We start from the raw sequence: 18,901 nt of genomic DNA, 5'->3' as shown, positions 1-18,901 counted from the left end.
TAAAGGAGTAATTTTCATGTATAGCCATTTAGATCAATTTAATAATTCTGATGAGTCTGCATCAAGTGCTTATACTATATTGTTCCTACTCACTGGTCTTGCTGTAGCAACGTATGCACTTGCACGATACGCTGAGTCAAATAATCGCCTTAACTTTGACAATCGTTTTGCTCGTATAATAGCCGGTCTGTTGGTACTCATGATGCGTATGATGCATACAAAAAGTGGTGATCTGGAAATTACGAATAATGAAAATGAAAAGAAACTCATTGCGATAGGCCCACATCGAACGGGGTGGGAAGCCGTTGTTGTTGCCTCCAAGATGAAGGGGACTCCACCTCGATTTTTTGCTACCACCTCTTTTAATTCGGTACCGGGTGTTGCTTCTTTTTTGAAAATGTTTAACACGATACCAGTTGATGCACATGCTAAAAGCAATAATGGACGCTCTGCTAATGCAGACTCGCTCGAACTGGCAAGTAAAGCACTCGATGAAAATGGATGCGTCGCACTTTTCCCTCAAGGTAACTTTGCCAGAATAGGCCAAGAACCACCTAGAGTCTACACAGGGGCAGCCAAACTGGCATTGATGAATAAAACCCCGATTCATGTTGTCAGACTTGATGGTTTCTCGAGTTTAGAAAACTCCCTTATTCCTTTATTTGTTCGCAACAGCGCTGCTTACCGTGCATTTTTATCAGGGCTTCATTTTAACAAGGTGTGTGCCACATTATGTTGTGTGATTGATTTTCATCTACAACCTGAGAATGAACAATTAGGTGATGAGGAAAAAATTGAGGAGATATGTGCCCAACTTTACGCTTACTATCGTCATACCGGGGAACTTACTAAAGAACAAATTGGTGTGATTAAAAAGGAAATAGATAATGGAACTCATCGCAAAATTTGGGATCTTAAAGTTCAGCGCGATAAATTAGGAAAGGAGCTTTTAAGTCTAAAAAAAGAAGAGGCTCAATTGGAAGAACTCACTTTATCCTCAATGAAATTAGCATAACCTGTAACGACAACTGTCTTAGATTAAACGATTTAAGACAGTTGCGGTTTTCGAATAATCCAAGATGGATTTTATCGCATTATAGTGGATAGGATAATGCTGAGCCCTCATAAGAAGCTCAGGTTTCTACAATGAAAAAAACGACACTCCATACCTTTTTGTCATGCAATATCGCTATCGAATAAATGTATTACAGTGTTACTGCGCACACCAGTGCATTGGCATAAGTATCGCCAGTAGTTAAGTTATCGAGATATTGATCATTTACCGCATTTAAATGACTTTTTCCTAAATAAAAGAAACGATAACCGCATTCCACTGGCATTGGACCAATAATATTGTTTAAACGAATACCGGCTCCAGCCATTACAGAAAAATGGGTTGTGGAGGCCCCTTCAAATGCATTATCAGGGATTGCAAAGTCTTCTAATGGTGTTTCATGATAGCCAGAAGTCCACATAAAGTTTGGACCTATTCCTGCGTCAACCGTAATATTGTACTTTGGGTTGTTCGTCGATATAAGGGCCTTGGCAGCGGCATAGACGGGGACGTTTTGAATACTGTACTGATAAGAAAAGTTAGTAAACAGGTCCTCTTGATTAATATCACCTCGGACTTTGGTTTGACCTAAATAAAAAGCGTCGACTCCATATGAAAGCTGCAACCAATGGAAAGAAGGACCATTAAAATATAACCCGACACCAACAAGTCCGCTAATTTGAGAATTGCTATCCAAGGTATATTGGTTACCTATCAACCCATCAATATCGATATGTTGCTCTTTGCCCTGAGATGCTCCAAAAAAGCCTCCTTGAATGGGGACAGACCAGAGATTAGAAGGACTTACATTGCCCATAGTCCCTGCAGAACAAACAATAGGTAATGCAAAGCTAATATAGAGTATTTTAGGTAAGCGCATAATTATCCTTAACAATTTGCTCCATAACCTCATGCAGCTGGAATACCCTATTATATATTTTTACAAACGTCAATTAACTCAAAACGATTACATTGAATCATGCAAGGACCGTGATTCTTAGCCGTGGAGCACAGCAGTTGGAGTTTAATAAATGCTTTTTTTTTTGAAATCAAGAGTAGGATAATTAGATCCTACTCTGACTGCCTCGAATCATAATTGGGAAAAAGGAGATCTTAGTTCTTCTAGCGGTTTTACGGATGGATTTGATTTGAGTTGTTCCTCCATAAACTCGAGAAGAGCCGGTGTGTCACCAGGTTTAATATGACTCGGAAGTGACGCGACTTTCATGGTCTCAGTGGTACCATAAATCCCTTCCCATACTCCTAATTGATTCGAACGCATCACCGCACACGCATCTTCAATAGTCGGTAATCGAAAACCTTTGGGCATAAGTCCCATGTCTACTGCTTTTTCATTCATTTCTTCAAATTCTTCAGGAGTATCAGCAAACACGATATCCAATGCAAAAAGTTCAGGAGAAAAATCTTCATTTGTCCACTGTCTTACATGGGCGGGCTCATTAGAACTCATAACCTTTGATGCAATACGCCCAGGACCACAAACTTCAATAACGCTATGCACTCGCCTGTCAACATCAGAACGCCAATCGTCTTTTAACGAGGCCCCAATAATCCCGGTAATTTCATTATTATTTTTAGTCATCTTTACGATACTCTGATATCCTCGAGCTTCATCCAGAGGCATAGACTCAAGCATTCTTTTATCGTAACGCTCAAACATTTTTTCATTCAAAAGGAGAAGCTTTTGTGGGGTCGTATAAACTTTCGGTAGTGCAGTAACGAAAATATAACCCGTTTTGGGAATTAATGATAAGCCTACCGTGTACGGTTTTACAGTTTCTTTGCAGGGAGTAAAGGAGAGGAAAAAACTACTGTCATTATCACGAACATATCCTATGATATTATGTGTGGGTGTCTTTCTGCTTTCTTCAGCTTTTCTGCCTAACCGCTTCGACTTCATTGTAGCGAGAACCTCTGCAGTACCTTCTGAACCTCGATATATCAAACTGGGCCCAGTCGGTATTTTATCCCGAAGCAATTGTATCCTTTCAGTTCTTTCTTGGGGCTTATATTGAAAGTAGGTTGCATCCAGTGGAAAACGGAATCTCCTTGATTGTGATCCAGCTGATACTCCATGATGCACATAATGCGAAAATCCGTGCTGCACAATTTGTTTTCCTTTCATGGATGCCTCCCCAATAGATTCAAAAATCATTTTTATGTATATATTTTTATCATAGTGCATATAAATAATAATTCAACAATCGATCTAAGTGATTGTTTTTTATACATTCAAGCGATGTGATTTTTGATTAATTGATCGATTATGAGTTCAATTTCTGTGTAGTACTTAGCCTAAATTCATCCGTGATTAGATGTTTTCTGGGTGAGATTTGCTGAGGTGATGGAGCAAGCAGCGCTTGATGATCTCTTGATGAAGAGTATAGTAATATCGTAACTCATGATTTTAAGGAAAAAACATGCCCAGATTTTTTAGTGGTTCGAAACAGACTTCAACCGTTCACCATAATGTACAAGTTTCTAATAGCATCATTCAGATACTTACAACAACCGTGGAATCCTATGCACCCTCAGTGGTTATACCCGGTACCGTGGCACAAACAATAGGTTCAGTTTATGCGATTTCCCATAGTGACTCCCATGTTTCAGAAAAGCTTTTGCATTTACTGCAAGGACTTATCGCTTTAGCTCGATTTGGTCTCGCAATTGCTTTAATGTTTGATAAGCAAGAATGCAATGTTTCTTCTCAAGAAAATATGTGCATTGCTTCGTTTTTACTTTTGTTGATCTATTCAGGTATTGTTTCAGTAGGATTAGCATCCAGTGCATTGTCAAAAGACATAAATCCCTCGCAAGAATCTCATGGGGAGGGAGAGCAACAAAGACTCATTCAAAATGTATAAAAAATAGGAGAAAACCCCAGAGATGGTTTAAAAAGTGATGATTCAATTCAAAATTAGTAGTTCTTCTTACCTTGTAACCTAGTTTCAAAAAATCTAGCTATTTAATAGTTATTAGGATTTCTGGTGAATAACATAAGGTAATTGTGATATCTAAAAAATACTCCATTGCAGCAAACTAATCAACTGCATCCAAAATTGGACGGCATGCTTATCCAACTTCGTTTGGTTCGTTAATGCCGCTTCCCCCTTGCAATGAATTGAGTTGCCATCTATTTTAGAAAGGTTGTCTTTTTATGTGGGGCGATGTTTCAAATTTTGAAAAAATCTTAAAGGAGAAAATATGGGAAGCTATGGATGTGCTCAAGGCGAATGCCATTGTCCTTGTCATTATATGCATGAAGAACACCATCATGGAGAACATGGCCATTGTGATCATGCCCATGGAGAAGAAATGCCATCAGATTACTTTTAGAGCTTGCTGATGAGGCATGGGAAGAGCTATTAATAGACAAAATTAAAGCATATATTTTAAAAACTCAAAATGATTCGTATGGAGAAATTGGCTAAATTAGTTGCCGAAGGAAATCATCACCGTTGGAAAAATAAAATGGAGAAAAAACAAGTACATCAAGCATTTATGGACGAAATCAGCAATTTTTTTCATGAATCAAAAAAATAAGTGAACGCTCCACTTTTATTCATAAAGTCACCGGATCGGTACTATTACTGATCCGGTATACACATTGTATGAGCTCAGGGGATTTAAAAATCACCTAACGACGCAGAGCTTCGTTCAAAACCTACCTTGCATAAGCTATTACTAGGGCATCAATTTTTAAGGATTAATGATACTTTTAAGCCAAGCTTTTGCCTCTGTACTCACCTTATCATCCTTAAAAAGAAGGTCATATATGCCTGTTTGGCGCGAAGTCTCATCTCCATACATATCAACCAATACGTCATTCCAAAGTGTTAACAGAGTTGAAGAAGAGGTTTTTCCTACCTGTTGCAGAATGCCATAAATTCGTTCCCGCCAGTACGCATCCATCGCTTTATCCATCCATGATACGATTTCTGGTGTCAAACCCACCTCATCAAGACCTTTGCCTTCCCCAAAACCTTTTTCAAATTTTTTGGTTCTTAAATGGGCATATTTTGTACCGTATACTCCATTAACCCAATCCATAAGTTTTTTTCCTAACTCAACCCCTATTTTTGAGTTGGGATCGTGCTTAAGATGATTGCTCACCTCATCCACCAACTGATTCCAATTGTTTTCAAAAGCGGCTTGTTGTTCTGGTGTCACATTGGCTTTCATTTCTTGTTCAAACGCTACATACTGCTTTAATTCATCCGGTGTGAATATTTCTTTAACCCAATCATGCTCAAGATGCGCTGTCATTCTATATACCTCAATAAGTTGAATAATGGTTTCCCAAGGAATCGACTGATGGTTGTCAACAGAGTCAATTATGCTTCTCAAAGTTTTGGCACCCTCAAGTAAAGCAGCTGCTTTTTGTTCCAAGACTTGGGCTTGGCTGTTAAAATGTTTCAGCACGCTTTGCTCTTCATTGAGTAAGGTTTTTATTTGTGACAACTCAAAACCAAAAAATTTCAAAGCAATAATTTGTTGCAACCTCAATAAATCCTTCTCGGAGTAAACACGATACCCATTGGCACGACGCAATGAAGGTTTAAGTAACCCAGTACGGTCATAATGATGCAGGGTTTGCACCGAAACACCGGTTAATTTACTTATGTCTTTAACGAACCATTGGGTCATAATGTTCCCTCCTTAAATACAAAGGTAAGGTATATAGCAACAATAGGGTCAAGCATTTTTTTCAACTTTTTGCGTCATTACACCGCTTTTGAAACTCGCTGCGCGGAAACAAATGGGCAGAGGAACGGAGCGCAGAACCGGAGTGTTATTCCCATGCGGATTCGGGCACTGTTCCGACAATGCAGTTGTCCTCTGCAGTAGCGTTTCGACAAGGATCTTTTATTTTTCCAGCTCATTAATCAAGTAATGTAATTTAATAAGTGCGTCATTTCGCGCTCTAAAACTCGCAAAAGTCGCTTTTTCTTTGCTGTCAGCAATATGGTTCACAAAAGTAACTACGCGACCATCCTTTTCAATCCACCCTACGAACCATCCATGTTGTAAAGGAAGCTTCTTGCTTTTATCTGCCGATAATTGTCGACCAGTTCCTGTTTTTCCATACAGTTTCCAACCACCCGCTAATTCCTGAATATAGAGAATGTCTTTAGTCATAGTAAACGCTTTTTTACTCACTGGAAGTTTTTTATAGACTATTTTTTGTAGAAACTTATTTTGCTCTGTGGGCGAAATGGCAAGCGAACTTGAAAGCCAGGCATGGGTTAGTCCATTGTCCTGACCTTTATCGCCGGTTACATCTTGGTTGCCGTAGTGAAATGCCGTTACATAATTTTTAAATCGCTTCATACCTAAATGTTGAGTCAATACCTGCGAATACCAAACACAAGAATCTCTTATCCAAGTACGCGGGTTATGAGGGTATTTCCATACATTGAGATAAAGTTCATATTCTTTCTTATAAGGCCATTCAGGATGAAGGGCATCTTTTAATATCCCTGAATCAAAACCCATAAGACTTAATGCAATTTTAAAGGTCGATTCGGGTGCATAACGCTGATTACACTCATCACCTTCATGTTTTAACACGGTTTGATTTTCATAGGCCAAGAAGCAGGTGCCTTGAGCCCAAATCGGAGTGCAAAAGAACAAACCCATACATAGGAATACAATATTTTTTTTCATCACAACCTCAAAATTGTTTTAATTAGATTAGGAAATTTTCCTCCTCTCTCAAGAGGAAGAGGTACTCACCGGATGAGCCAGCTATCGGCTTGTCCCATACAGACTATTCATCGCGACATTATGAAATACAGGAGCAGCTAATCCCCCGCCTGAGTTCAATGTCTTGCCCTTCATGTTTAAATGACCGTCTTCAATCACGATTAACATCACATAACGAGGTTTATCAGCTGGCGCATACCCAGCAAATAAAGCAAGATGCTTATTCCCATTCTCGATAACAGTTCCAGTCTTACCAGCCACAGCAACGCCAGGAATCACCGCACGTTTCCCTGTACCATTATCGACAGCATACTGAAGCATATGATTCACCGCATTGGTCGTGGTTTCTGAGATAACAGGTTTATCTCCTCGAGCAAATGGACGTCCTTTGTTCGCAAGAACAGCATAGGATTTTGTTAACGACTCAATGGTGACAGGGATATTCTCACCCAGAGAAGCCATTGCCAGTTGCACTTCGTCGTCTTGATCTGCTTGCCACCACGAATTCATATCAAAACCAAATTCAGCAAGTTTTTTTCGGATTATTGGTGCTCCAGTTTCTTGCGACACCTTAATAAGGCAAACATTAATCGACTGTGCAATCGCCTCTGTTAGAGAAGCAGAGCCTACATCAGGATTGTAGTTTGCAAATGTTTTCCCTTTTAGGGAATAAGGTGAATGACAATCATAGTTTTTGGTTGCAGAACTTGTACCAGAGTCGATTGCCGCGGCGGCAATAAAAGGTTTTATTGTCGAGCCAGGTGAAAAAACACGTGCTCGCCAACTGTTTTGCCCCTGCCGATTTGATTCAGCAAATGCAATGATATTGCCGGTATTGGGATCAGCAATAGCAATAACCCCAGATGTTGCATGATAGCGCTTGACCGCTGCGCTAATTTCTTTCTCGGCGATGTTTTGCATTTTAGGATCTAAATGAGTTGTATCCACTCCTTTTGTCTTAGCACTGTTTAAGGACCCTACTGCTGAATAAGCCACACACATGGGCGCCAAAATACATAACCCAACCAATGCAATCCCTAACCAAAAGGGCTTAGATGCATTAAATGGATAAGTTGATAACATTGAAATTCTCCTTATGATGAAAGTACAGTCTTCGTTTTCATTGTTCAAAGCCATGCCCACCGCGCATGCAAATTCTCGATTAGGTGACTGAGAACTTTGAGATACTGTCTGAATCACTTGGAACAGACAGTGGCCATAGTCATGTGCCGAAATTTTTGGGTGGCCAACCAGTACTTCATCACATGAAAATTCTTGTAATTCATTTAAAACGTTATGCCATCGAGTAACACCAGGATTTCCAAAGAAGATAATGCGCAAGGTTTCAATAAAATAGGACCATAGGCAATCTCCATTACGATGGTGTTGCCCTTCATGCGCAATCGCAATGTTCACATTCTTGGAAGAAGAAAATAAGGATACGGGCAATACAATATAAGCTTTGTTTAATAAAAATACTGAGAAGGGAATATGGCAGCGATCAGAGACTTTAATGATCAGTTTTCCAGCGCGTCGATAAGGAATTGCTTCATCCAGCAATGCGCGTAAGCTGCCCAAGCCTGATAATAGGTGATAACCACGAAATAAGATAATGAAACCCAATATTACATAAAAGAGCTGGCAATAACTGACATTTCTCAGGGTTAACTCAGATGCTGATTCGTTTACACGTTTTGCAGGTTCTTGCTTTAAAATAGGCTGATTCATATATTCTTGCAGCGTATCAAATGAAACAGAGCTCGGGCGCTCCGGCATTTGATTAAAGTTCACACAATGAACAATTAATGGAGAAACCACACAGCTGACTAATAAAAAACGGGCCAGTTTCAGTTTAAAAGAAGGCTGGTTCGCTAACCAACGCCCCCCGATAAAGTATGAGCTGATTATGAGTAAGCAATGAATACTCAGAAAGATTTCTATGAATAACATTATTCCACCCCTTCTTTTTGGGTGTCAGTAGCTAATTGTTTCAGTGCCTCCTCTATGGCTTGCAGGTCATCGTGTTGTAATTTCTTGGCCATCAAGAGTCTTTGGACAAGAGCAACAGGCTCTCCATCAAAAACATTAGCAACAAGATGATCAAGACAGGTATTTTCATAGTCAGATTTTGTAACAATTGGCACAAACACATGGGCATAGGAGTTTTTTTGGCATTCAAGAAACCCTTTTTGTTCAAGCACTTTTACCACCGTCGCCACTGTGGTGTAAGCTAAAGGCCGTTCTTGTGACAGATGAGCAACAACCTCTTTAATCGTTACTTTATTAAGACTCCAAATAATATTCATTAATTCAAGCTCTACTTCTGTAAGCAGACGATCATGGGCTGACGATACTTTTTTTACGGACATTTTCCTCTCCAGTAACGAAATAGAGCACTCTCTACTATTTTTTTAGTAGATGCTACTATAAAAATAGTAGAATTAAAATAACCAAACGAAAATTATTACCCTGAATGTCGATTTAAAGCGGGTTAATCCGAAAAGAACGGTGCAATTGTACTCATTGAACGCTGCTCAGCGTGTGCGGGGACGCTAAGCGCTGGGATAAGACTAAAATTGTTCCATTTTGTAAGCAACCTTCCGATAGAAACCGCCCACTTCTGTGAGCGGCTAATACACCGGGAGCATCTGATAACTACTATCTATCTGTTTTTTAAAGAGGAGGAACAAGTTTCTTGGGCAATGTTATGTTCGGTTGCTCTTTCTAACACATGGTTACCTGTATATTGAGCAATTTTTACTAAAACCTCCTTGTGTGCTTCCTCGACAGTCTTACCACGCTTCTTTTCGAAATCCTTTCTCTGCTCAGAAGACATTCCGGTGGAAAAAAGTCCTTGTCGATAACCTTGACACAATATTAAGGTATTTCTACGAATGGTGGCGAAATCCTGAGCTCCGGGGTTTTTAAGGGAAGGTTTGTCTTTAGGATAAAGTTTCCCCCCTAAGTTTCCTGCTAAGGCAATTGCATTAATAGGATCAGAAACCAGTGAATCAAAATTCAATGCATTTAATTGATTACCATTCGCCAGACACTGCGCCCCATGATGCAAAGTTTTAACCCAAGCTAATCTTGGCAAGAGAATATCTAAACTGTCCTGATTTAGAATTTTTGCTTCAAGCATAAGATTCAGCAAATTAAGTAACGCGTTACTCGTTAATTTTGCTTTACAAACTGCAATAATATTCTTTTCATCATGAAGTTTATGTTGTTGTAAAAATTCTATCACTTCAGCAGTGTAGGAAGCACATTGGGGTTGTTTCAACATCTCGGCACGATGGGATAAATCGACGCATCCTGCATTCGAGAATTCAATCCAAAATTGCGCCAAACCCAAAGCATATTCCGGATTAAGACTAATATATACCTTTGTGGTCTCATTAAAACATTTTGCTTTTTGCAGCATCACAAGAGCTGCCGCAAGCTCGTTGGAAAATTTAGGTATTGCAAATGCAATTTTAAGAAAACCTTCATCTAAACCCTCTTTATGCAGTGTTTTCAACGCCTCCATTAATTGGGCACTCTCATGGGAGTTGTTCAAAATAGTGGGTATGATTAGGGGTAAAAGTTCAGGGTTTACTTTCAATTCAATCAATTCTGTTATGGCTTTGTTCACGGCCACGCCATTGATTTTCCCACTTAGAATGATCCCTAAATAGGGGTGAAAGTCCCAACTTGCGTTTTTAAATTGGGTAACGAGTTCTCCGATCCAATAATATTGTCCCAAGGTATAGTTATCGCCTGATTGAAATAGGCTATCCAGGGTTTCCTGATCTGGCGACAGGATTTTTAATAGAGCATGGAAATCATAATGGTGTTTTAATTTTAAAATATTAGTCAGATTAGGTAGAGTAATCAGCGATGGATTTATTTCTTCCAATGTAACAAGTATTTGATTAATAATTATAAAATGTTGATCAGATCCTTTTAATAGGGGCATTACCTCATCTGTATTTAAATTGTGTTGATTTAACAGAAATAAAATATTAATGGTGTGATAAGAGTGTGCAACTAATGCCAACTCTTTAAAGACAGCCATTAATTCGTGTGGATTTTTTATTTTTTCGGCTATAGAAAGTGTCTTCTTTAAATCGGAACCCATTGGGTTCTTGGCGATAGATATGATGAGAGGGGCTAAAGCTTTGGCTTCATTGGGGTGTCTTTCCAAAAATACGACATTATCTTCAGTTAATTGTTTTGCAGCGTATAAGGTGTCAAGTGCTTCATATCCTCCCAGTTTATTAACCAAGCCTTTGAATGTTTTGCCGCTTGCACTCTCCTCAGTTCGTGTGTTTTTGCCAATTAAAATCAGCGCTAATTTCACTAACGACGAAGGAGATAAATCATCCTCCTGCAAGTTTTCATAAAAGCTTCGCAATTCTCTAATATGGGGCTCTTCCTTGATATAGGTTCTTCTATGACCCTTATTATTATCATAGTTATCTAGGGCTTCTTTTATAGTGATTTTTTTCATTTACTACTCCTATAGTCTATCTAGCTCCTGCCATAAATAGTTACTGCGCTTTTCGGTAATTTTCACCGTCAGTACTATTACTTTTTAGCAACATGAAAATATGTAAAATTTTTTCCTACTTTTAAAAGCCTTCCACATTACCAATAATTTTGACAAACGTCACATATTAAAATTTATTTAATCCTTCAGCCCCAAGATCAGGTAAACCTAAAGACCACTAGCTGCCGTATACTCTCTAAAAAAACCTGCGAGTCGATTAGGTCTATTGGCGTAAAACAACTTAAAGGACTGTTGATCCACGCTATGTAGGATACGATAAAAAACGAGCGCGGAATAAATGGGCCATAATTTTTTGGCTAACATAAATCCTTCAAATAGCTGTTTTTTTGATGCTAAATCCAGCCAGTTTTCGAAACACGTTTCTTGAAGTTGATGATAGGTTTGATCGAGCTCGTTTAGGCCATGGTGCATGATGGCTTGACGCAGAAAAGTATGTAAGGAAAAAAATGGATGGGTGATCACTATCTCTCCCAAATCAATGAAGGTTAATTTTTTGGTTTTCGGATGAATCAAAATATTGTTCGTGTGAAAATCAGATTGAACTAGAGCTTCAGGAATCTGAAACCGGGATAAGGATTCAATTTCTGATGAGATTTGGGGTCTTAAATCGTGCAAGGTTTGCAGTTCGTTGTCGTTCATACCCTCAGCTTTTAAAAAAACTCTCTGGTTGATCAAGTAATCATAGAGTTGAGGTAATTTATCTAATCGCCAATCAGGGACTCCCAGGGCAAATAAAGATTCTATATGATTTTCTGTCGATCGCTGCATCGCGGTATACTGCAGAATGGCTTGACGTAATAGGACCAGTTGAAATTCATTTTTTAGATAGTCACGCAGTGATTGCCCAGCATCATTCATCAAAAAACAATGCAACTCCTCGTTCATTGCGATCACAATCGGTACATTGGCGCGAAATTGAGTAGCCAATAGTTGTGTGATTTTTGGCTCTTGGGCTATTAAGGGTGCCGGCTGTTTTAAATAGACGTCGCCTTTTGAGGTTGGAAATCGAATCACATTTGACCAAGGTGTTTCTAATACTAATTCGGGTGAACGGGGTAGGAAATATCCTTTAGAGAGTAGATAATCAGTGGCCCAATTGAGAATCTGTGTATGATTTTTCATTTTTTAACCCATTGAAAAAAAAGTATTTTCATCCCTCTATTTTTATTGATCTCTATTAAGTATTCAATTTAAGATAAAGTTCACTAAAAATGTACCTGAAAATGGATTTGAAGATGCAACGATTTAAAATGACTTTGCCCCAGCTTTTCATCGCTGTAATTGCTTTTTTGTTCTTTACACTAAGTCATGCAGTGAAACCCGTATGGACTTTCACACCTGATCCTAATTATCCACCAACAGTTTCGGTCACATCAATTGGATCGGCAACCATTAAGTACACGATTACCAATCAATCTCGCCGAACACATACCTTGTCTATGAAGTCCATTACTGGGATTACCCAGGTTACTTCAGCGGGAAATTGTCCCAATCCATTTATATTGCAAGGCCATCAATCCTGTACGCTTAATTTGTTCGTCAATGGGAGCACATTACAAAATAATATTAAAGAGGGCCCTGTTGTCTGTGAGCAAGGAAGAGTACTGGAGTGCTATCAACCTGCTTTAGCTAACATTTTAAACATTACTCTCATTCCAGTCACAACCTATATGATTACACCAAGTGCTGGCGCAAATGGGACTATTAATCCCAATACCCCACAAACCGTTATTGCAGGAAGCAGTCTGACTTTTACAGCAACCCCTAACACCGGTTATCAAGTGGATGAATGGATAGTCGACGGAGGTAGAGCCCAAAAAGGGGGAACGACATTTACCTTCGCCAATATTGATGACAATCACACCGTAGAAGTAACTTTTACTCGCGTCGGCACAATATATTCAGGAACTGCAAAAGGTTTCGTTTACTTTTCTACTGATAATGGTTTAACTTGGACTGCGACCTCTGTGCCATCGCCAGGTAATGCGGTGAATAGTGTCTTTGCAACACCAAGCGCTTTATACGTAGGCAGCGCGGATGGTAAAGTATATTACTCAACCAATAATGGTACTTCCTGGACTGCGACTAATGCACCAGGGACTTCATCAGTAAATAGTGTTTTTGTTACCACTGCTTCCACAATTTATACCGGAACACAAGAAGGAAAAGTATATTATTCAAGTAACAATGGGGTGACGTGGACTGCAACCACAACAAATCCAGGTACCGGTCCTATAAACAGCATATTCTTGACCCCTTCTTCGATTTATGTAGGAAGTAATGATGGCAATGTCTATTATTCTACGAATAATGGAACGAACTGGAATCAAATCCGTGGCCCCGAATCAAGTGTTCCGGTACCAGTCCAAAATGTTTTTGCAGTGAATGGTCAACTTTATGTCAATACACGACAAACCTCAACGAACAGTACGTTACCCCCTGGAACCATCAATTTTGAATATGCCTATTTCGCCAACAGCTTGACGGATCCAAATCCAACCTGGACCCTTTTATCCCAAATAACGTACACCTTGTTTGTTAATTCGGATGCAAGCTTGATACACGCCGGGACACAAAACGGTCATGTTTTCTCCTTGACCACTGGCGATGACTTGGGATTTATCACATCCAGCCCAATCACTAGTTTATTTTTCTTCGGGTAACATAGGGAGATCATTATGTTGAAACTTAAAAAAGTAGTAGTTCTTTTATTGTCATTGAATTTTGTAACATCAACTTCCTATGCAAAACCAGAAAATGATTTATTGAGTTTGCCCAATCCAGGGTTAAATTTACTCAATCAGGCAACCTGGATAAAACCAGTGCCCTCTGAGAAAAAAATTTCATTTATTGTCTGGTTAAAATTACGGAATAAGGCAGAATTAGATAGGCTTGTTCAAGAGGTTTATGATCCCAACAGCCCCCGTTATCATCAATTTTTAACTGCAAACCTTTATGAACAAGAGTTTGCACCAAGCAAAGAAGCAGAAAAGACGGTACAACAATTTTTTTCTTCTCAAGGGATGCAAACAAAAGTGGTTAACCACAGCGTGCGTGTCACAGGAACCGTGGCGCAAATTGAGCAAGCGCTTCATGTACAAATCAACTATTATCAATATCAAAACGAAACCGTTCATGCGAATACAACCCCTCCCCAACTCAATCGGGAGATTGCTCAATATGTTACTGAAATTACTGGCCTGAGTACCATCCCACAATTTCACTCAAACATAGAGAATCTTCAACATGACGCTAAAGAAGTTCATGATTTAAATTTTATCTGGAATTCTTTTGTTCCCTTTGCAATTCCTACAGACATTTCATTGCAAGGCTTTACAGGAGCCAATTTGCAAAAGACTTATAATTTGAAAAACATCCCTCGCATTAATGGCAAACATCTCGATGGAACGGGGCAAACATTAGTGGTCGTTGATGCATGTGGCACGAATACGCCCCATCAAATTTTACATGATGCCAATAAATATTTTAATGCGAATAATATCAAGCCTTTTGTGACCTCAGGACCAGCGAAAAATTTTGCGATCATTAATCCTGATGGCACGCCCTTTACAAAATGCCCTAATGCATCCTCTTTTAGTAATGAAATCGACCTGGACATTGAATCATCCCATACTATAGCACCTGGAGATAATACCGTTTTGGTGTTAGGTAAGGATCAAAAGAGCATATTAACGGATGTGATTCACACGCTGATTCAGAATAAATTTACCATTGCAGGTTTTTCTAATGCTTATGTGATTTCTAATAGTTGGAGTGGCGAAGAAACTTTAGATACTTCGTTCGAACAAACCTTGGAATTAGCTGCGGCGGCGGGAATCAGTGTTAACTTTTCTTCTGGCGATTGTGGTGACAATACTTACGTCACGCAAAAAAAATGCACTCCACCCCGCCCTTCCTCACCAACAGTTGATTATCCTTCCAGCTCGGCTTATGTCACTGCGGTTGGGGCGACTGCTTTATTTGTAGATACAAATTACCGTTATGCATTTGAAACAGTCTGGGGATCAGTGAAAAACGATAGTGGGAGCTATGCCTTTGATGGGGGTACCGGTGGGGGCATTAGCCGCTTTTATGGACCAGTGACTTGGCAGAGCTCCATTAGCAACTATACGGCTGGTGGTTATGGGGTCATTAGTAATCATGGAAATCATCGTGCACTACCTGATATCGCCATGCTGGGCGATCCGCAAACAGGATTACTGATTATTGCCGATGACGTAACCGTGCAGGATGGAGGCACCAGCTTAGCGTGTCCCTTATTTTCGGCAACTTTAATTTTAGTCAATCAAGCACGAAGCCTACTCAATAAAGGTACACCTATAGGCCATGCAGCACCTTATTTGTATCAGATGAATGATGTTTTACTTTCAAATAGGGCAATTAATCTGATTATTCCACCATCGCTTATAATAAGTGGCGCAACCCCTCCACCATCGACAACGATCCAGGGGATTCCTGCTCCCGCATCGGCATTTAGCATTAAGAATAAAACGTTTGGCTGGGATTCAGCGCTTACTCTTGAGCCCGAAGATCAATTTTGGAATGATGGCGTTGGAGTTGGTTCGCCTAATATTCCAAATTTTGTTGTCGCCATGGCGAATATGTAACCAAGAAAGTTCCCTTTTCCCAACCGGGAGAAGGTGCCCGTCAGGGCGGATGAGGGTTGAGGATACCCTCATCCCTGCCCCTTTCCCATGAATGGGAGAGGGGTTTCCAAACTTAATAGCAGTGAAGGCTAGGAGTGCATTGTGAACACTTCTTAACCCAGCGACTAGGTGTATGTATCCCCCCTACTGACTCATGAGCCAATAATTAATCGATCAATGATGGGTTAATCTAGAATCGCTGACCGGTTCTTCTCGAGGTGCAGTTTGTTTTATTGGATTTTTTAGGGACTCTAAATGAGCTTCAAACGATTGATCAGCCTGACTTAGAAATTCGGATTTTTCGATTTTTGGTCCACCCTGCAGCGCATGGGCTTTATGGGTTTGCCAAGCCGTATCGAACTCTTTTTTTTCGCCTGTTTTCGGTGACAAACATTCTGAGTAACATTGGGCAAGCTTATTGACATTAGAGTCTTCTTTCGCAAGATTTTCAGAGGGACGATTGACCCAAGTGACTTGGAAAACCTGAGGTGGTCCAGGTGAATAATGTGTCTGCACATTATCATCATCAACATTTAATCCAAGACCTTTCATGAGGCTGAGCATTGCCTCCTTCCCTGCTTCTTCACCTTTCACTGGATGATCGATATTCTTTAAGCCCTCAAAAATGTTTTTTATTCCAGCATGAAAACCACTATCAACCTCAGCTGCTCTTTGTTTTACCTGATCTTCTATAAATTTCTTTTTCTTTAAAAGGTCTAATGGATTTGGGAATTGCGCATTCGCATCGTCTAATATTTTTTTTGCGGCTTTTTCTCCTTTATCACCGCCAAAAAGATAAGCCATTTGATTTGCGTAATTATCCTCTTGAAATTTATATCCTTGAACCTCGCCATTCTGGAGCGACGCATCTTGAAGTAATTTCTTTTTATTTTGAGGCATTATGCTTACTCCTCGTTTGAACATACCTTAAAGTATAGTCACCAGAACAACTTTTAGTAATGATTTATATGTTTTAAGAAATTTTAATCTACTTTTTTGCTGCATCAGAATATTTTGCATATAATTTGAATAAATATTAATCGGCATGATAATTATGAAAGCATTCAAAGAACTCCTTAAAAAATTCTCCTCACAAAAAAAAAGTGAAATAACCTCTAATGAAGTGAACTCTCACGATGATGTACCGATGAGCAAACCACTGTTTACACCTCCACCATCTTATGACTTTTTCTCCCATCCAGAAATGAGCGATTTAGCTCAGGTTGGAACAAAAAAAGCATTGGGGTATCTGCCACTGGAGACAATTCGTGGTTCTGGGTTTGAATCATTTCAAGTTTTTCAATTATTGAAAAAAAAGGGGCTCAAAGTTTTCATGATTCCAAATGCGACCAGTGAAGAGTTATATGCTTATAATCCCACTAAAAATATATACGTGCATGTAGCAGATAATAAGGAATACAAAGTCATTCCCAAGGGTGGTTTTGCAAGTATTCGTTCAGGAGCCCTTGTAGCGTACGATGAAGAAGCTGTAAATGCATTTTTAAAAGCAAATGAAGCACTTATCGATGAGGAAAATAAAAAAGAGCCGAATCCTGAGGATCATTGGCCGCTTGTAGCCGAAGATTTTGTTAATATGTTGTTTAGAAAAAAAGCTGAATCAGGAAAAATGAATTATTTTGTGAATCAAGTTTTTCAAGAAATGCCACAACAACCACAACTGAGCCCTAATATAAAATAGAAATCGCTCGCGATTGAATTGTAAAATCCTGACTGTCTTTGGCCAAATCACATCTCAGAACGAAGTATCAATGACCACCGTAAGTGTGGTTGGGCCTTGGCCCAACATGTTCTTGCCAATGCATAATGGCTCATTCAAATGGATTCAGCTGTACTTAAAAAAGATACTGCATGCCAAGAGCGACAGTATAATTTTTGTTGGATAAACCCGCTGAATTGCTTTCATAGCCGTGTTCCCCTGTATCGTTATCAATTATTTCAGTATCAGCATGTCCATTCGAATAATGATTGTATGAAGCTTCAACAAAAATTTTCGCATTTTGTGTTAAAAAGTAGCCTGAATTGAGGGTTGCAGCATAATAGGTGAAGTTATTCCCATGCTCATTGAACGTTAAGTTGCGGGCATAATGCTCATCATGATCGCGCGCTGACACCCAATCGCTAAATTTTAAAAGCGCATTAAACTCAAAATTATTGATCGAATATTTTCCGGCCAGACCCACATAAGGCGTACTGAATTTTTGCCGGTATCCAATGCCAGGCTGATCGCTAGAAAAACAACCGGTATATGCGCCATTGTTATATTGGTAACACCCCCCCATTGCGCGCCAACTAAAGGAGTTCCATTGATAACCCGCCGCCAAACCGAGCTTGTACTCTGGTTTTTGCATCAACCATGCTCGTAAGCTCAAATCCAATTCATTCGCATAATTAAGATGGGTATTTTCATGATGTGACCAGTCAGTCCAGGTTTCTTGATTTGGATTGAACCAATCATAATCATCCATGGCCGCCTTATTTTTTGCCAGAGTTGTCCATCCTCTACCATTGATGCTCAACCAAGGGAGGAAATCATAATTGAATTCCCCGTTGATTATTGCGGCGTTTTTTATACGCCAATCCAGCTGGCTTAACTTACTCTCTGTATCTGGATAATAAACATATTCGTGGGCCTTACCTGATAGAATTCCTACCGAAGTACTTAACGACAAACCATTCAAGCGGTAATCAGCAGCATAAGTATCGAGACAAAATGTAAAAGGTAAAGAGGTTAGTGCCAACATAACTATTTTATTTTTCATATTTTTTCCTAGTTAGAGCCGGCAATCCGTGCAGCAAACTGAGTTTTCGACAAATCCATCGAATTATTGTGATTCATAATGGCGCTGTCAAGAACAGTATAGGGAAAAATTGAGCATCATA

Annotated in this window: 17 protein-coding genes; 7 read left to right on the top strand and 10 right to left on the bottom strand. The window is 39.5% G+C overall.

Features of this window, described 5'->3' with window-relative positions; all coding sequences use genetic code 11:
• Positions 1 to 16: 16 nt before the first annotated feature.
• Positions 17 to 1,015 (top strand): lysophospholipid acyltransferase family protein, encoded by a 999-nt coding sequence (locus tag EL022_RS05985; RefSeq protein WP_028381263.1) that lies wholly within the window; start codon positions 17 to 19, stop codon positions 1,013 to 1,015.
• Between the two features lie 190 nt (positions 1,016 to 1,205).
• Here EL022_RS05985 and EL022_RS05980 read toward each other — a convergent pair whose 3' ends face one another.
• Positions 1,206 to 1,934, bottom strand: coding sequence for a hypothetical protein (locus EL022_RS05980; RefSeq protein ID WP_035900864.1), 729 nt, complete (start codon positions 1,932 to 1,934; stop codon positions 1,206 to 1,208).
• Positions 1,935 to 2,144: 210 nt separating this feature from the next.
• Entirely contained in the window at positions 2,145 to 3,200 is a 1,056-nt protein-coding gene (locus EL022_RS05975) for a hypothetical protein (RefSeq protein WP_028381265.1), read from the bottom strand.
• Positions 3,201 to 3,495: 295 nt separating this feature from the next.
• On the opposite strand from EL022_RS05975, the gene EL022_RS05970 reads away from it, so the two are divergent.
• The 3 genes from EL022_RS05970 (at position 3,496) to EL022_RS16570 (ending at position 4,618) form a co-directional block, all read left to right on the top strand.
• Positions 3,496 to 3,939: a hypothetical protein gene (locus EL022_RS05970; RefSeq protein WP_051544461.1), complete on the top strand. Its 444-nt coding sequence runs from the start codon at positions 3,496 to 3,498 to the stop codon at positions 3,937 to 3,939.
• Between the two features lie 340 nt (positions 3,940 to 4,279).
• A complete protein-coding gene (locus EL022_RS16575; protein WP_277873325.1) occupies positions 4,280 to 4,411 on the top strand; it encodes a hypothetical protein in 132 nt (43 codons plus the stop codon).
• Positions 4,412 to 4,489: 78 nt separating this feature from the next.
• Positions 4,490 to 4,618, top strand: a complete 129-nt coding sequence (locus EL022_RS16570; protein ID WP_277873324.1) for a hypothetical protein — start codon at positions 4,490 to 4,492, stop codon at positions 4,616 to 4,618.
• 156 nt (positions 4,619 to 4,774) lie between these two features.
• Here the strand turns inward: EL022_RS16570 and EL022_RS05965 are convergent, their stop codons facing one another.
• From EL022_RS05965 to EL022_RS05940, 6 genes are all read right to left on the bottom strand, one after another.
• Positions 4,775 to 5,722 (bottom strand): MerR family transcriptional regulator, encoded by a 948-nt coding sequence (locus EL022_RS05965; RefSeq protein WP_028381267.1) that lies wholly within the window; start codon positions 5,720 to 5,722, stop codon positions 4,775 to 4,777.
• Between the two features lie 219 nt (positions 5,723 to 5,941).
• Complete coding sequence (blaOXA, locus tag EL022_RS05960) at positions 5,942 to 6,742, bottom strand: class D beta-lactamase (RefSeq protein WP_028381268.1); 801 nt, start codon at positions 6,740 to 6,742, stop codon at positions 5,942 to 5,944.
• 81 nt (positions 6,743 to 6,823) lie between these two features.
• Positions 6,824 to 8,731, bottom strand: a complete 1,908-nt coding sequence (locus EL022_RS05955; protein ID WP_028381269.1) for a M56 family metallopeptidase — start codon at positions 8,729 to 8,731, stop codon at positions 6,824 to 6,826.
• Entirely contained in the window at positions 8,731 to 9,150 is a 420-nt protein-coding gene (locus EL022_RS05950; protein ID WP_028381270.1) for a BlaI/MecI/CopY family transcriptional regulator, read from the bottom strand. Before EL022_RS05950 ends, EL022_RS05955 begins: the two co-directional genes overlap by 1 nt.
• 293 nt (positions 9,151 to 9,443) lie before the next feature.
• A complete protein-coding gene (locus EL022_RS05945) occupies positions 9,444 to 11,273 on the bottom strand; it encodes a hypothetical protein (RefSeq protein ID WP_028381271.1) in 1,830 nt (609 codons plus the stop codon).
• A gap of 207 nt (positions 11,274 to 11,480) precedes the next feature.
• Positions 11,481 to 12,455, bottom strand: a complete 975-nt coding sequence (locus tag EL022_RS05940; RefSeq protein WP_028381272.1) for a phosphotransferase — start codon at positions 12,453 to 12,455, stop codon at positions 11,481 to 11,483.
• Between the two features lie 113 nt (positions 12,456 to 12,568).
• Here EL022_RS05940 and EL022_RS05935 point away from each other — a divergent pair, with 113 nt between their 5' ends.
• Together EL022_RS05935 and EL022_RS05930 are read left to right on the top strand one after the other, a co-directional pair.
• A complete protein-coding gene (locus EL022_RS05935; protein WP_028381273.1) occupies positions 12,569 to 13,996 on the top strand; it encodes a DUF6242 domain-containing protein in 1,428 nt (475 codons plus the stop codon).
• A gap of 15 nt (positions 13,997 to 14,011) precedes the next feature.
• Positions 14,012 to 15,961, top strand: a complete 1,950-nt coding sequence (locus EL022_RS05930) for a S53 family peptidase (RefSeq protein WP_028381274.1) — start codon at positions 14,012 to 14,014, stop codon at positions 15,959 to 15,961.
• Between the two features lie 213 nt (positions 15,962 to 16,174).
• Here EL022_RS05930 and EL022_RS05925 read toward each other — a convergent pair whose 3' ends face one another.
• Complete coding sequence (locus EL022_RS05925) at positions 16,175 to 16,900, bottom strand: hypothetical protein (RefSeq protein ID WP_028381275.1); 726 nt, start codon at positions 16,898 to 16,900, stop codon at positions 16,175 to 16,177.
• Between the two features lie 154 nt (positions 16,901 to 17,054).
• On the opposite strand from EL022_RS05925, the gene EL022_RS05920 reads away from it, so the two are divergent.
• Positions 17,055 to 17,699, top strand: a complete 645-nt coding sequence (locus EL022_RS05920) for a hypothetical protein (protein ID WP_028381276.1) — start codon at positions 17,055 to 17,057, stop codon at positions 17,697 to 17,699.
• Positions 17,700 to 17,853: 154 nt separating this feature from the next.
• Here EL022_RS05920 and EL022_RS05915 read toward each other — a convergent pair whose 3' ends face one another.
• Positions 17,854 to 18,780: an omptin family outer membrane protease gene (locus EL022_RS05915; protein WP_028381277.1), complete on the bottom strand. Its 927-nt coding sequence runs from the start codon at positions 18,778 to 18,780 to the stop codon at positions 17,854 to 17,856.
• Positions 18,781 to 18,901 lie beyond the last annotated feature (121 nt).

It is taken from the genome of Legionella cherrii, from assembly GCF_900635815.1.
Lineage (GTDB): Bacteria > Pseudomonadota > Gammaproteobacteria > Legionellales > Legionellaceae > Legionella > Legionella cherrii.
Note: the sequence above shows the minus strand (reverse complement) of the source record. Positions and strands in the feature narration are given on the sequence as shown.

Bases quoted from the DNA above. Each gene is read 5' to 3' on its own strand.
- EL022_RS05985 (WP_028381263.1), top strand. From the start codon at position 17: ATGTATAGCCATTTAGATCAATTTAATAATTCTGATGAGTCTGCATCA.
- EL022_RS05935 (WP_028381273.1), top strand. From the start codon at position 12,569: ATGCAACGATTTAAAATGACTTTGCCCCAGCTTTTCATCGCTGTAATT.
- EL022_RS16575 (WP_277873325.1), top strand. From the start codon at position 4,280: ATGGGAAGCTATGGATGTGCTCAAGGCGAATGCCATTGTCCTTGTCAT.
- EL022_RS05945 (WP_028381271.1), bottom strand. From the start codon at position 11,273: ATGAAAAAAATCACTATAAAAGAAGCCCTAGATAACTATGATAATAAT.
- blaOXA (WP_028381268.1), bottom strand. From the start codon at position 6,742: ATGAAAAAAAATATTGTATTCCTATGTATGGGTTTGTTCTTTTGCACT.
- EL022_RS05915 (WP_028381277.1), bottom strand. From the start codon at position 18,780: ATGAAAAATAAAATAGTTATGTTGGCACTAACCTCTTTACCTTTTACA.
- EL022_RS05920 (WP_028381276.1), top strand. From the start codon at position 17,055: ATGAAAGCATTCAAAGAACTCCTTAAAAAATTCTCCTCACAAAAAAAA.
- EL022_RS05975 (WP_028381265.1), bottom strand. From the start codon at position 3,200: ATGAAAGGAAAACAAATTGTGCAGCACGGATTTTCGCATTATGTGCAT.
- EL022_RS05980 (WP_035900864.1), bottom strand. From the start codon at position 1,934: ATGCGCTTACCTAAAATACTCTATATTAGCTTTGCATTACCTATTGTT.
- EL022_RS05955 (WP_028381269.1), bottom strand. From the start codon at position 8,731: ATGTTATTCATAGAAATCTTTCTGAGTATTCATTGCTTACTCATAATC.
- EL022_RS16570 (WP_277873324.1), top strand. From the start codon at position 4,490: ATGGAGAAATTGGCTAAATTAGTTGCCGAAGGAAATCATCACCGTTGG.
- EL022_RS05965 (WP_028381267.1), bottom strand. From the start codon at position 5,722: ATGACCCAATGGTTCGTTAAAGACATAAGTAAATTAACCGGTGTTTCG.
- EL022_RS05925 (WP_028381275.1), bottom strand. From the start codon at position 16,900: ATGCCTCAAAATAAAAAGAAATTACTTCAAGATGCGTCGCTCCAGAAT.
- EL022_RS05940 (WP_028381272.1), bottom strand. From the start codon at position 12,455: ATGAAAAATCATACACAGATTCTCAATTGGGCCACTGATTATCTACTC.
- EL022_RS05950 (WP_028381270.1), bottom strand. From the start codon at position 9,150: ATGTCCGTAAAAAAAGTATCGTCAGCCCATGATCGTCTGCTTACAGAA.
- EL022_RS05970 (WP_051544461.1), top strand. From the start codon at position 3,496: ATGCCCAGATTTTTTAGTGGTTCGAAACAGACTTCAACCGTTCACCAT.
- EL022_RS05930 (WP_028381274.1), top strand. From the start codon at position 14,012: ATGTTGAAACTTAAAAAAGTAGTAGTTCTTTTATTGTCATTGAATTTT.